The 13,916-nt window shown below is 71.3% G+C and carries 10 protein-coding genes; 3 read left to right on the forward strand and 7 right to left on the reverse strand.

Annotated features, from left to right (window positions below; all coding sequences use genetic code 11):
* Positions 1–30: 30 nt before the first annotated feature.
* Positions 31–1,536, reverse strand: a complete 1,506-nt coding sequence (locus tag Q8A52_RS12030; RefSeq protein WP_316750914.1) for an MFS transporter — start codon at positions 1,534–1,536, stop codon at positions 31–33.
* Between the two features lie 160 nt (positions 1,537–1,696).
* Between Q8A52_RS12030 and Q8A52_RS12035 the strand changes: the two genes are divergently transcribed.
* Together Q8A52_RS12035 and Q8A52_RS12040 are read left to right on the forward strand one after the other, a co-directional pair.
* Positions 1,697–2,041, forward strand: coding sequence for an ArsR/SmtB family transcription factor (locus tag Q8A52_RS12035; protein ID WP_316750916.1), 345 nt, complete (start codon positions 1,697–1,699; stop codon positions 2,039–2,041).
* 6 nt (positions 2,042–2,047) lie between these two features.
* Complete coding sequence (locus Q8A52_RS12040) at positions 2,048–2,575, forward strand: SRPBCC family protein (RefSeq protein ID WP_316750917.1); 528 nt, start codon at positions 2,048–2,050, stop codon at positions 2,573–2,575.
* Positions 2,576–2,579: 4 nt separating this feature from the next.
* Here Q8A52_RS12040 and Q8A52_RS12045 read toward each other — a convergent pair whose 3' ends face one another.
* The 5 genes from Q8A52_RS12045 to Q8A52_RS12065 all read right to left on the reverse strand — a co-directional run bounded on the left by Q8A52_RS12045 (position 2,580) and on the right by Q8A52_RS12065 (position 9,700).
* Positions 2,580–5,432 carry an NHLP bacteriocin export ABC transporter permease/ATPase subunit gene (locus Q8A52_RS12045; RefSeq protein ID WP_316750919.1) on the reverse strand — a complete coding sequence of 951 codons (2,853 nt, stop codon included), beginning with the start codon at positions 5,430–5,432 and terminating at the stop codon, positions 2,580–2,582.
* Position 5,433: 1 nt separating this feature from the next.
* Entirely contained in the window at positions 5,434–7,656 is a 2,223-nt protein-coding gene (locus tag Q8A52_RS12050) for an NHLP family bacteriocin export ABC transporter peptidase/permease/ATPase subunit (protein WP_316750921.1), read from the reverse strand.
* Positions 7,653–8,459, reverse strand: a complete 807-nt coding sequence (locus Q8A52_RS12055; RefSeq protein WP_316750923.1) for an HlyD family efflux transporter periplasmic adaptor subunit — start codon at positions 8,457–8,459, stop codon at positions 7,653–7,655. Before Q8A52_RS12055 ends, Q8A52_RS12050 begins: the two co-directional genes overlap by 4 nt.
* A 107-nt stretch (positions 8,460–8,566) precedes the next feature.
* Positions 8,567–8,782 (reverse strand): type A2 lantipeptide, encoded by a 216-nt coding sequence (locus tag Q8A52_RS12060; protein WP_316750924.1) that lies wholly within the window; start codon positions 8,780–8,782, stop codon positions 8,567–8,569.
* A 504-nt stretch (positions 8,783–9,286) separates the two neighbouring features.
* Positions 9,287–9,700 carry a PaaI family thioesterase gene (locus tag Q8A52_RS12065; RefSeq protein WP_316750928.1) on the reverse strand — a complete coding sequence of 138 codons (414 nt, stop codon included), beginning with the start codon at positions 9,698–9,700 and terminating at the stop codon, positions 9,287–9,289.
* Positions 9,701–9,900: 200 nt separating this feature from the next.
* Between Q8A52_RS12065 and Q8A52_RS12070 the strand changes: the two genes are divergently transcribed.
* On the forward strand, positions 9,901–11,358 hold the full coding sequence (locus tag Q8A52_RS12070) for a S1 family peptidase (protein WP_316750931.1): 1,458 nt from the start codon (positions 9,901–9,903) through the stop codon (positions 11,356–11,358).
* 173 nt (positions 11,359–11,531) lie between these two features.
* Here the strand turns inward: Q8A52_RS12070 and Q8A52_RS12075 are convergent, their stop codons facing one another.
* Positions 11,532–13,682 carry a SpoIIE family protein phosphatase gene (locus Q8A52_RS12075; protein ID WP_316751045.1) on the reverse strand — a complete coding sequence of 717 codons (2,151 nt, stop codon included), beginning with the start codon at positions 13,680–13,682 and terminating at the stop codon, positions 11,532–11,534.
* Positions 13,683–13,916 lie beyond the last annotated feature (234 nt).

Consider the following 13,916-nt stretch of genomic DNA (forward strand, 5'->3'; position numbering starts at 1 on the left):
ATCGGCGGCTCCGCGGAGCTCGTGCGGTGGTCACATGTGGACGACCGGTGCGGCGGCGGCCTGCCGCGGCACCCCGCGGCGGTAGAGCAGGAACGCGATCAGCGCGCCCGCCGCGAAGAAGCCGGCCGACCACCAGAAGGCGGTGGTGTAGCTCTCGATGGTCGCCTGCGCCTGCACCAGCTTGCTGGTCGCGTCACGGCCGGCCAGGTAGTCGGTCGCGGCGCTCGCGGCGAGCGTGTTCAGCAGGGCCGTACCGATCGAACCGCCCACCTGCTGCATCGCGTTGACGGTCGCCGAGGCGACACCCGCGTCCTCCGCGGCGACCCCGCCGGTGGCCAGCTGCATGGCGGGCGGCATGACCAGACCCAGGCCCGCGCCGATGACGATCAGCTGCGGCAGTACCGCGCTCATGTAGTGGGAGCCGACGCCGATGCCGGTCAGCCAGGCCATGCCGGCCATGGCCACGGCGAAGCCCAGCGGGATGACCGCCTTCGGGCCGATCCGGGGCAGCAGGACGGTGGTGCCGAGCTGTGCGGCCACCATCAGCGCGCCGACCATCGGCAGGAACGCCACACCGGTCTTCGTCGGGCTGAAGCCGAGGTTGAGCTGCAGGTAGTAGGTGAGGAAGAGGAATACGCCGAACATGCCCGCACCGGTGATCAGCACCGCGAGGAACGAGGCCGCCCGGTCGCGGTCGAGCAGGATCCGCAGCGGCAGCAGCGGGTGCTCCGCCCGGGTCTGCCACCAGGCGAAGGCCGCCAGGAGCAGACCGCCCGCGATCAGGAAGCCCCAGGTCAGCGGTGAACCCCAGTCATGGGTCTCGGCGTTGGAGAAGCCGTAGACCAGGGTGAAGAGACCGGTGGCGACGAGGATCGTGCCCGGCACGTCCAGCCTGGCTCCGGCGGCGTCACGGTGGTTGCTCAGCAGGATCCAGCCGCCCGCGAAGGCCACGACCGCGATGGCCACGTTCACATACAGGGTCCAGCGCCAGTCGAACGCGTCCGTCAGTACGCCGCCGAGCAGCAGGCCGACCGCACCGCCGGCGCCGGCGATGGCGCCGTACACGCTGAACGCCCGCGCCCGCTCCCGGGCGTCGGTGAAGGTCGTGTTGAGCAGCGAGAGCGCGGCGGGCGCGAGGAGCGCGCCGAAGGCACCCTGCAGGGCACGCGCGGTGACCAGCATGCCGAAGCCGGTCGCGGCACCGCCGAGCGCGGATGCCGCGGCGAAGCCGACGACGCCGACGAGGAAGGCCGGCTTGCGGCCGAAGAGGTCGGCTGTCCGCCCGCCGAGCAGCAGCAGGGAGGCGAAGGCCAGGGCGTAGGCGGTGACGATCCACTGCCGGTTGCCGTCCGAGAAGCCGAGGCCGGCCTGGGCGGAGGGCAGGGCGATGTTCACGATCGTGGCGTCGAGGACCACCATCAGCTGCGCTATGGCGATGATCGCGAGGATCCACCACCGCTTCGGGGAGGCGGCGGGCGGCGCCTCCATGGCTTCGGCACCTGTGTGGGTGCTGTCGGCCAGGGTCTTCTCGGGCATCGGGAAACTCCAGGGAAGTCGTACGGGCTGTGCAGAACCTAAACGAAACGGTTTCGTACACGTCGAAGCTAATGCACTCCGCGCGAAACGGCAACGTTTCGCTCAGGGGGGCTTCTTGCATGCCTTGACTGGCATATAACTGCCAAGGCATATTGGGGTCATGTCCGACTCCGCGCTCTGGACCGCCCTCGCCGACCCCCACCGGCGGGCCATCGTCGCGTTCCTCCTGGAGCGGCCCCGACCCGTCGGGGAGATCGTGGAGGCATGCGGTCTGAGCCAGCCGAGCACCTCCAAGCACCTGAAGGTGCTGCGTGAGGCCGGACTGGTGCGCGTACGACAGGACGCCCAGCGCCGTGTCTACGCCCTCGACCCGGCACCCATCGCGGCACTCGACGCGTGGCTGGCCCCCTACCGCAGGCTCTGGAACAGCAGCCTGGACGCACTGGGCCGGCGGCTCGACGAGACGTCGGACGACAGCAGGCAAACCCCCGCCCCGAAGGACTGATCCACCATGTCCGCCGAACCCACCGGCACGTTTGTGACCCTGGACGACGGCCGCCCGGCCGTCCGCTTCACCCGCGTGTACGACCACCCGCTCGACCGTGTCTGGCACTTCGTCACCGACCCCGGCGAACTCGCCCAGTGGTTCCCCTCCCGCGCCGACATGGAGCTGCGCCCCGGCGGCACCATCCGGTTCAGCGGCGACCCGAACCAGCCCGAGTCGACCGGCCGCGTGCTCGCCGTGAACGCGCCCCGTCACCTGTCCTTCGAGTGGGGCGGCGACGAACTCCGCTTCGACCTGGAGGAGGCCGAGGGCGGGCGCACCCGCTTCACCCTCACCAATGTGCTGAGCGCCGAGAACACCGCCGCCCGCAACGGCGCGGGCTGGGAGGTGTGCCTGGCCGCCCTGGACGCGAAGGCACGCGGCGAGCAGTTCGAGGGACCGCACGCCGGGGCGAGCGCGCCCTGGAAGGAGTTCTACGCGGGCTACCTCGAGGCTGGGGTGCCCTCCGGCGCACCGGTGCCCGGCCTCGGCTGACGCGTCATGCCAGCTGCCGTCGTACCAGCTCGTGCAGCCGGCCGCCGGTGTCCGCGAGCAGTTCGGCGGGTGTGCCCTGCTGAGCGACCTTGCCGTCCTCCATCACGATCACCCGGTCGGCGTCCAGCACTGTCGACAGCCGGTGGGCGATGACGATCCGCGTGGCGTTCAGCTTGCGTGTGCTTTCGATGACGGTGCGCTGGGTGTCGTTGTCCAGTGCGCTGGTGGCCTCGTCGAAGAAGAGGATGCGCGGGCGGCGGATCAGGGCTTGGGCGATCATCAGACGCTGGCGCTGGCCGCCCGAGACCGCCCCGCTGCCCGAGACGATCGTGTGCAGGCCCATCGGCATCCGCTTGATGTCCTCCGCCAGCCCGGCCATCTCGGCCGCCGCCATCGCCTCCTCCGGTGTGCAGGGCTCGGTGCCGCAGATGACGTCCAGGATCGAGCCGGTGAACGGCTGCGCGTGCTGGAGCACCACCCCGCACTGGCGGCGTACGGCCGACTGGTCCAGGGCCGCCAGATCCTGCCCGTCGTACAGCACGCTGCCCGAGACCGGCCTGTCGAAGCCGATGAGCAGCCTGAGCAGAGTGGACTTGCCGCAGCCGCTGGGCCCGACGATCGCCACGAACTCGCCCGGCCGCACCTCGAAGGTCACATCGTCCAGGACGAGCGGACCGTCGTCCGCGTACCGGAACGACAGCCGACGGGCCTCGAGCGCCCCGGACAGCGGGCCCGGCCGGGTGCTCGCGGTGCGCACCTCGGGCGTCGCCTCCAGCACCGGCCTGATCTCCTCGAACAGCGGCAGCGCGGCCACGGCGGAGACGAACGAGCCGGTGAGCTGGGTGACCGAGGTCAGCAGCATCGTCACCGACGTGTTGAAGGTCAGGAACGCCGCCGCCGACATCGCCCCCTTCGCAGGGCCCGCCAGCAGCATGAACATCAGCAGGGTGCAGACCGGCAGGTACACCGCGCCCATCACCGTGGTGAGGTTCTTGATGCGGCCCACCTTCTGCTGGAGCTCGCGGCTGCGCGCGAACTCGCCCGCCCACGCGGCGTACGCGTAGTTCTCGGCCCCGGCCACCCGCAGCTTCGGCAGGCCGCGCAGCGTCTGGAAGGCCTGGTTGTTCAGCTTGTTGCCGAGCACCACGAGCCGTCGCTGCCAGCGCACCTGCCACAGCCCGAGCCCCAGGAACAGTGCGGCGATGACCGTGAGCATGCCGATCGCCGCGAGCGCCATCGGCACGCTGTACCAGAACAGCAGGGTCAGGTTCATCGCGCCGACGGTCACCGACTGGGCGACCACGGGGCCGACTCCGGCCAGCAGCCGCCGTATCGCGCTGATCCCCATGGCCGCACTGGCCAGCTCACCCGTCGAGCGCTGGGTGAAGAACTTCGTCGGCAGGCGCAACAGGCGGTCCCAGACCGCCGGTTGGAGCGTCGCCTCGATACGGCCCTCGAGGCGCAGGACGGTCAGGTTCTCGAGGAGCATGAACGCGGCCGCCACCACGCCGCTGACCAGCACGGCCAGACAGACCTGCACGATCAGCCCCTGCTGGGCCCTCGGCACGTACTCGCCGAGCACCTTGCCGGTGGCGATCGGCACGAGCGCACCGATCGCCACCGTCACCAGACCGGCGAGCAGCAGATGGAGCACGTCACCGCGCGTGCCCCGCATGCTGAACCGCAGCAGTCCGAGCGGACCGAGCCTCCGCTCGGGCAACGGACGGTAGAACATCACCGCGCGCGGTTCGAACTCCTCCGCGTTGGCCTTCTCGACGGGGGTCTCGCGGCCGGTCGCCGGATGGACGGCCACATAGCCGCCCCGCCGCCACAGCAGCGCGACCGGCGCTCCGGACAGGGCCCGGTGCCCGACCAGCGGGCCGACGTCGTCCCGCCACCAGCGGCCGTCCAGGCGTACGGCCCTGGCGCGCACCCGGGACGCGAGCGCCACCCGCTCGACAGGGTCCAGGCGGTCGCTCTCGGTGCCGCTCTGCGCGGGTCCGGCGAGCGTGATCCCGGCGGCCCGGGCGACCAGCTTGCAGGCGGCGTACGTGGCGTCGGCGTCGGCGGCCGTCGCGCGCCTCGCCGGCGCCTTGCCGATCGACGCGAGCAGTGTGCGGTCGGCCTGGACGCGGACCGCCTCACCGGCCTTGATCCCGGCCGCCGTGCGCGTCTCGTGGGTGTGCTCCAGCTGCTCGATCCACCGGTCCAGGGTGGTGAGAAGGCGGTACTGCTGGTCGACCATGCTCTGCCACACGGCCGGGTCCATCAGCAGGTCGGCGGCGGCCTCCGCCCCGTACAGGGACCCGTACCGGACACTGCCCGGCGGCACCTGCATCCAGAACACGTCGTCGTCCTCCCCCACGCTCGAACGAACTCGCGCGGGGGCACCCCCGTCATCGGCCGCTCGTTCGGTCGCCATCGGCGCCTGGAAGAGGATGGACAGGCTGCGGCCGACGCCCAGCGCGAGGGCGTACTCCAGCGGGCTCGATGTCGGGGGTACGTACTGGGGGTTGCCGTACTCGTCGTACGACCAGGTCTGGGTGTGCGCGGGCTGGTACAGCTCGCGCAGCCCGATGCGGTGCACCACGCAGTCGCGCAACGGGCGTGCGACCAGGGTGTGCCGCGGCCCGGCGACCGGGCCGAGCAGCAGCGAGCCCGCCTCCAGACGGCCCAGGTGGTGCCAGTGGCCCTGCTGTCCGGCGTCCACCGCGAACAGGTCCAGGGCGCCCCCCGCGACCAGCCACAGCACCTGCGGCCCTTCCAGGTCGAGGCGGTTGAAACCGCTGCAGTCGAGGGGCGTGCCCAGCGAGCCGAGCGCGCCCAGGACGAGGTCGCCTTCGTGCACGGAGGTCATCTCACCGCTCCCTGACCAGGGCGGCATACGCTCCGCCGCGCGCCACCAGCGCGTCGTGCCGGCCGCGTTCCACGATCGTGCCGTGCTGCAGCACGACGATCTCGTCGCTGTCGCGCACGGTGCTCAGCCGGTGGGCGATCACCACACAGGCACAGCCGCGCCGCCGCAGATTGTCCATCACGACCAGCTCGGTCTCCGCGTCCAGCGCGCTGGTCACCTCGTCCAGCACGAGGATGCTGGGCCGCCGGACCAACGCCCGGGCGATCTCCAGACGTTGACGCTGACCGCCGGAGAAGTTCCGGCCGTCCTGCTCGACCTTGCCGTGGATGCCGCCGGGCCGCCGCACGACGACGTCGTACAGGGCCGCGTCCCGCAGCGCCTCCACCACCGCGTCGTCCGGGATCGACGGGTCCCAGAGCGCCACGTTGTCGCGGACCGAGCCCTCGAAGAGGAACACGTCCTGGTCGACGAAGGACACGGAGGACGCGAGGGCACCCCGCGCAATGTCCTCCAGACGCTGCCCGTCGATGCGGATCACCCCCTCCCAGGGGGCGTACAGACCCGAGATCAGCCGGGAGACGGTCGACTTGCCACTGCCCGAACCACCGACCAGCGCCACCTGCTGCCCGGGTCCGACGGTCAGGTCGAAGCCGGTGAGCAGGGGCTTGTCGAGGGGGCTGTAGCCGAAGGAGATGTTCTCCAGCTCGACATGGCCCTGCAGGCGGCGCGTGGAGTCCCCGCCGCCGGGGCGGGCGTAGAGCGGGTCCGTCCGGAAGTTCTCCACGTCCTTCAGCCGGGCCACATCGGCCGCGAAGTCCTGGATACGGCCCGCCACGCCGTTCAGCCGGGTGAGCGGCGCGGTGAAGCGGGTGACCAGCGCCTGGAAGGCGACCAGCAGACCGACCGAGATATGTCCCTCCACCGCCCGCATACCGCCGATCCAGAGGATCAGCGCACTGTTCACGGTGGCCAGCGTGGGCGCGACCACGCCGAGCCAGGCACTGGGCACCCCGAGCCGCTGCTGCTCCTCCAGGGTGGTGGCGTGCTGTCCCGCCCACTTGCGGAAATAGCCGTCCTCGCCGCCGGTCGCCTTCATCGTCTCGATCAACTGGAGCCCGGTGTAGGCAGTGTTGGTGAGCCGTGCGGTGTCCGCGCGCAGCTTCGCCGTACGGGTCGCGCGCAGCCTTACGACGAGGCGCATGGCCACGACGTTGAGCAGCGCCACGCCGATGCCGACGAAGGTGAGCTGCGGGTCGTAGGTGTAGAGCAGCACCGCGTAGAGCACGACCACGACCGCGTCCACACCCGCCGCCGCGAGGTCACGGGCCAGGGTCTCGGCCACCTGGTCGTTGGACTGGAGCCGCTGCACCAGGTCGGCGGGGCTGCGCTGGGCGAAGAACGTCACCGGCAGCCGCAGCAGATGGCGCAGGAAGCGGGCGCTGGAGAGGGTGGAGGAGATGATGCGGCCGTGCAGCAGGTTGGCCTGCTGGAGCCAGGTCAGCACCAGTGTGAGCAGCACGCAGGTGCCCATCGAGGCGAACAGCACACCCAGCAGCGATGTCTGACCGCCGATGAGGAACACGTCGATATAGGTCCGGCTGAGCGCGGGCACCGCCGCGCCGACCGCGACGAGCAGCAGACTCGCCAGCACCGCGGCGGGCATGGTGCCCGCGGTGCCGCGCAGCCGGGCCGGCATCGCGCCGAGGACGCCCGGCTTGCGCCCGCCCTTCTCGAAGCCTTCTCCCGGTTCCATGACCAGGACGACCCCGGTGAAGCTCCCGTCGAACTCCTCGATGGGCACGAAACGGCGGCCCTTGGCCGGGTCGTTGATGTGGACGCCGCGCCGTCCGAAGCGGCGCCCCATGCCGTCGTAGACGACGTAGTGGTTGAACTCCCAGAAGAGGATGGCCGGCGCCGTGACCTCCGCGAGGGCGGCCAGGTCCATCTGCATGCCCTTGGCGGTCAGGCCGTAACTGCGCGCCGCCTTCAGCAGATTGCTGGCGCGCGAGCCGTCACGGGAGACACCGCAGGCGATGCGCAGCTCCTCCAGCGGGACATGGCGGCCGTAGTGCCCGAGCACCATGGCGAGGGAGGCGGCGCCGCACTCCACCGCCTCCATCTGGAGCACGGTGGGCGTGCGGACGGTCTTCCAGCGGCCCTTGGGGACCGGGCGTCTCGCCGGGGCGGCCCGCCGGCGGCCGCGGGTTTCCTGGGCGGTGGTCACGGGAGCAGCCAATCGACGGGTCGCTGGTCGGCCAGCCGGATCGAAGCCGTGGCCAGGGTCATGGAGTCGAGCCGGTACGGCGGTCCGTCTGCGGACGACCACCGGTAGCCGCTCTTCGTCGAGGACGACCTGTCCAGCCTCACCAGGACGGCCACCGGACGGCCCTTCCCGGTGAACTGCTCGCCCAGCTGGCTGTCCCCGAGGAACGCGGCGATCGACTGGGCGGACTGGGCGGTCCGGTCCACCGACTTCACATGGCCGCGCAGCACGCCGTACCGCTGCGCGGACACCGTTGACACCGTGAGGTCGACCGTGGCGTCGGCGGGAACGGAGGCCGCGTTCTCGGCGGGGACGTACACCGTCGCGTACAGCGGGTCCGAGGAACGGGCGACCTTCTCCACGGCGGCCACGTTCGCGCCCGTCCTGATGATCTGCCCGATGGTGGCGGCGAGCGCTGTGACGCGGCCCGCGGCGACCGTGCGGACGACCGAGTAGCCCTGGCTCGTACGGACCTTCAGCACGGGCGAGCCTGCGGGCAGCCGCTCACCCTGCCGGGCGAGGACGGCGGTGACCTGGCCGGCGACGGGGCTCTGCAGGATGTAACTGCCCTGCCCGTGCGTGAGGATGGCCTGCGCGCCCACCGTGGAGGCGACCGAGCCGGTCACCGCCCAGACGGAGGCGGCCGCCATCACCACGACGGCGACGGAGAGCGCCAGCCAGCCCTGCGGGCGGGCGAGGCGCACCGGAAGGTCGAGCTCCTCCGGCGACTGGAGCTTGGCGAGGGCCTGTTGGCGAAACTGCACGGAACTTCCCTCACCTGTGGGAGAGGCTGCGCCACGACGTGGTTCTGGGCATCCGAGAGTCCCGGAGCCGGGGTACGGCTCCGGGACTCAACGGCAACGAGGTGCGATCAGAGACCGGCGACCAGACCGGCGACCGGGGCGGTGTTCAGACCGGTGACACCCTCGACGGTGCCGACGGCGGTGTCCGCCAGGCCGGAAACCGGGGCAAGGCCGTTCGCAGCACCGGTGACGGTGTTGAGGGCGTTCACGGAAAGGCCGCCGGAGACGCTGTCCAGCTCGGCGTCCGAGATCTCGACGGTCTCGACCTGGGGGGTGGAGTTCATGATGGAACTTCCCTTCATACGAATATTTCACAAGGGGGAGAGCGGCCCCCTCCGAGGACAGATGGACGGCCGCGGCCGCGGGCGCCGGGCACCCGTTTCCGGAGCCCCTCGTGGCTCCCGCGATGCGATGGATCAAAGCACGCACGCGGCTCGCGCAGCCAATCAACCAGGCGTCTCACCTGGGAACTTGAGCTTCACAGGCGGTCATCGGTGAGGGCGCGCGCACGGCTTGTCGGCGACTCCTTCACATGGTGCACGGCATCGGCGCAGACAAACGCTTGTCCCCGGGGCGGCGAAACCGGCACTCCGCGCCAAAGGCGCGGGGAGGGGCGCGCGGTTGTGCAGAACCGCCGCACCCGGTGACTTGGTTGAGTATTCAATGTGCAGATTCCCTGAAGCTGGGATTCCGGTCCGGGCCCGGAACGGACCGTGTCCGGCCGGTCGCCGACCGTGTCGGTCCAGCGGGGTGTAGACCGTGTCGGTCCAGCAAGGCGTAGACCCGTGTCAGTCCAGCAGGGCGTAGACCGTGCTCGCCCGCGCGGCGATCTGCCCGGAACCCTCGTCGGTCATCGTGATGTCCGCGAACGCCATCCGCCGGCCCAGCTTGCTCAGCACCGCTTCGATCAGGACATCCGAACCGGCCACCGCGCGCTGGAAGGAGGTCGACTGCTGCACAGTCGTCATCGGGACGAAGCCACCGCGTGCGGCCGACACGGCAATCACCGTCGCGGTGTCGGCAGCGGCCATCAGAGCCTGTCCCGACAGTCCTCCGCCCTCCCGGGAAAGCCGGTCCGACCAGGGCAGACGCAGAACCGCACGCCTCTCGTCCAAGGCCTCCACCGACAGCCCGAGTTCAAGGACCCAGGGGGCGAAGTTGGCGGAGAGGATCTTGTCGGCTTCGGTGGTGGTCATCGTCATATGGGGGATTGTTCCCGACCGTGCCCCGCGACACGCGCAGCATGGCCGGTTCACCGTCGCGCAAAGCAAGTTGGCAAACGGAATTGAACGCCCGGCTCGACCCGTCCGTACCTACAGCCATCCAGGCGCCCCCCGATCAGCTGCCGGACATCGGCAGAGACCCCGTCCCTTGGAGGTCGAGAAGTTTGAGTCACAAGCGAATGCCGAAGCGCAAGGCCGCGATAGCGGTGGGCGGTGTCGCGGCGCTCGGAGCGGCTGCCCTTCTGCTGCCGAACGCGAACGCGTCCCAGGACGGCGCCTCGGCGGATGCCGCCGGCGCCCCCAGGACCATGAAGGCCACGGACGCCTCGGACCTGGCCGCACAGCTCCAGAAGGCGCTCGGTGACGCCTTCGCCGGCTCCTACTACGACTCCGGCAAGCAGCAGCTCGTCGTCAACGTGGTCAGCGGCGACGACAATCTCATCGTCCAGGCGAAGAAGGCGGGCGCCGTCGTTCGCCAGGTGGAGAACAGCACCTCCGAACTCAAGGCCGCCGCAAAGACCCTGAAGACCAAGGCGACCATCCCGGGCACCTCCTGGGCCGTCGACCCCAGGACCAACAAGATCCAGGTCACCGCCGACAGCACCGTCACGGGCGCAAAGTGGAACAGACTGGAGTCGACGGTCCAGGGCCTCGGCTCGAACATGGCGACCATCAAGAAGTCCGCCGGCGCCTTCAAGACCTTCGTGTCGGGCGGCGACGCCATCTTCTCCCAGGTGCAGGGCGGCAATGTCCGCTGCTCCCTCGGCTTCAACGTCAAGGCCTCCGACGGGAGCCCCGCTTTCCTGACGGCCGGTCACTGCGGTGTCGCGGCCAAGGACTGGTCCGACTCCCAGAACGGGCAGCCCATCGCCACCGTGGACCAGGCAACCTTCCCCGGCCAGGGCGACTTCTCGCTCGTCAAGTACAACGACGCCAACACCCAGGCGCCGAGCGAGGTCAACACCGGCAACGGCCAGACCGTCCAGATCAAGCAGGCCGTGGACGCCACCGTCGGCACCACGGTCTTCCGGATGGGCTCCACCACCGGCCTGCACGACGGGCAGGTGACCGGCCTCGACGCCACCGTCAACTTCCAGAGCGAGACCGACCCGAACGGTGTCGACACCGTCACCGGTCTCATCCAGACCAACGTCTGCGCCGAGGCCGGCGACAGCGGCGGCTCCCTGTTCACCCAGGACGGCGGCGCGGTCGGCCTCACCTCCGGTGGCAGCGGCGACTGCACCAACGGCGGCGAGACCTTCTTCCAGCCGGTGACCACCGCCCTGCAGGCGACCGGCGCGACGCTCGGCGACGCGGGTGCCGGTGCGGGTGACCAGGCGGGTGCGGGTGCCGGTGACCAGTCCGGTGCCGGTGCCGGCGACCAGCAGGCGGGCGGTGACGCGGTGGGCGGCGGCGACCAGTCCGGCGCCACGGCCGACCCGTCCGCGACGGCGACCGACCCGTCGGGTACGGGTGACCAGTCGGGTACCGGCGACGCTACGGGTACGGGTGACCAGTCGGGCACCGGCGACGCGACCGGTACGGGTGACCAGTCGGGCACCGGCGACGCTACGGGTACGGGTGACCAGTCGGGCACCGGCGCGGGCGACGGCTCGTCCGTGACCCAGAGCCACTGAACCTGGGCCGGTTGGGACCGAACCGGGTCAACCATCGGATCGGCTGAACCCGGACCCACCTGAACCCAGACCTACTGATCGGCCTCACCAGCGGTTCCGGCCGACGGTGGACGGTCCGGCCCTCCGGCGGGAGGGCCGGACCGCGTCGTTGTACGAGGCGGGTCGGCCGCGGCTCAGGCGGGACCCAGCGCCCGCAGCAGCAGCACCGCCACGTCGTCGACCCGGTCCCGTGCCGCCACGCTGTGCGCGACGAGTTCGTCGGCCAGGTGCTCCAGCGGCTGGTCCCCGATCGCGTTCAGCAGTTCACCCATGTCGGCCAGGGCGTCCTCGATGTCCACGCCGGGCGACTCGATGAGGCCGTCGGTGTACAGGACGAGCACCGAGCCCGCGGCGAGGTCGACCTCCGTCGTCGGGTACGTCGCCTCCGCGTCGATGCCGAGCAGCGGACCGCCGGCCAGGTCCAGGACGCGCACCCGCCCGTCCGGCCGTCTCAGCAGCGGTGGCGGATGCCCCGCCCGGGCCATCACGGCGCGCTCGTTGTCCGGATCGAGCCGCAGATACAGACAGCTCGCGAACAGATCGGCGCCGAGGTCCACGAGCAGCCGGTTGGTGCTGCCCATCACCTCCTCCGGCGTCTGGCCGCCGGTGGTGAACGCACGTACCCCGGTGCGGATCTGCCCCATCAGCCCCGCCGCGGTCACGTTGTGTCCCTGGACGTCCCCGATCACCGCCGCCGCGAGCGGCCGGGTCGGCACCACGTCGTAGAAGTCGCCGCCGATCTCCATGCCCTGAGTGGCCGGCAGATAGCGCGCGGCCGCCTCGATGCCCGGCGGCGGCATCAAGGAGCGCGGCAGCAGGGCCTCCTGCAGACCGTGCGCCAACTGGTTCTTGGCGTCGTACAGCAGGGCCCGCGCCAGGGCCTGCGCGATCAGCCCGCCCAGGCTCGTCAGAACGGCCCGTTCGTCCGCGGGGAAGGCATGCGGCTCCGTGTAGGCGAGCACACAGGTGCCCACCGGCCGCCCGGACGCGATCAGCGGCAGATAGGCCCAGGCCGCGAAGCCGCCCGGCATCCCGGGCAGCTCCGGATACAGGCGTTCCAGCTGCTGCCGGGAGTCGAAGAATGCCGGCACCCCCGTGGTGAGCACGTGTGTACCCGGCATCCGTTCGGACAGCGGAATGCCGTCGAACCGCTCGACGTGGTGCGGGTTCGCATACCCGCGTTGCCCCAGTACGTGCAGCCGCCCGCTCTGCGACCCGAGGAGCACCACGGCCTGGCTGCCCACGGACGGGACGATCTCGTCCGCGACGAGCTGCACCACGTCCTGCACGCCCACCGCCTCGGTCAGCGCGCCGGCCAGGCTCAGCACCTGGGAGATGGTGACCAGACGGGAGGGTCCCGCACCGGTCTGCGGGGCGGCCCGCCCCATCTCCGCCACCGCCCGGGCCCTGCTGATGCGCACGCTCAGCCCGGTCGTGCTCGGGTAGAGCCGGAACGACAGCCAGTCGCCCGGCGGGCGCAGCGCCACGAACGACGTCACATGCTGGCTGATCAGGGCGGCCCGGTACCGGTCCTCGTACATCGGGTCGTTCAGCCAGGGCACCGAGGCCCACAGATGGGTGCCGAGGAGCTCACCGGCCGGTGTGTCGAGCAGCTCGGCGGCCGCCGCGTTGGCGAACCCGACCCGGCCGTGCAGATCGAGCGACACCAGCCCGTACGGCAGCCGCGCCACCATCCGGGCCGCCTCGACCGTTCCCAGGGTGCCCGCGACCCCTGTCACGGTCGACGCCAGCAGATCGGGCTCCCGCGGGATCGGTCGGTTGTCCTGCGTGGCCCGCTCCAGCCGCAGCGCTAGCCGGTCGCAGGCCGCGGTCAGATGCTCCCGCTCCCGGTCGGACAGCTCCTGCGGATGTGAACCGGGCCAGGTCACGAAGACCGCGCCGTAGGCCTTGTCCGCGGTGGCCACGGGCAGGGCGGCCAGCGCGAAGGGATAGGGCAGGACCACCGCGATGCGGGGATAGCGCCGCGCCATGTCGTCCTCGCCGCCGACCCACACCAGCCGCCGACCGCGGACCGCCTCCGCGACCGGGATCGGCGCGCTCAGCCCCACCCGCTCCCACGGTGCCGCGAACGCCCGGGGCAGCCCCGCCACCACCGCCATCTCCAGTACGGGCTCGTCGTTCGCCAGCAGGTACACCGCCCCTGAGTGCGCGTGGACCTCGTCCATCATCGCGGCCAGCGACAGGGAGAGCAGCGGTCGGCCGACCCGCGTCCCGGCGGCTCCTGGTGCCTGTGCGGGCCTCTGCCCGTTGGACACGCCGACCACCTCCTCGCACGGCCGCGCGTCGCATCCCCCAGGGGTCAAGGCTCTCTCCTGGCGGCGTGCGGCGCACGGCGAGCGGGCCGCCCCGGCCGCCCCGGGCGCGCGGGCAGCCGCGACCGGCGCTCACGACCGGCTGTCGGACCCGGCGCGGGCCCCGGTGCGATGAGGGGCGCCCGTGTACCCCGTCGACCCGACCCCATGCCCCCACAGTCGAAGCGTGCGGCGGTGCGCGGGCGC

The organism is Streptomyces herbicida (assembly GCF_032656585.1).
Taxonomy (GTDB): domain Bacteria; phylum Actinomycetota; class Actinomycetes; order Streptomycetales; family Streptomycetaceae; genus Streptomyces; species Streptomyces herbicida.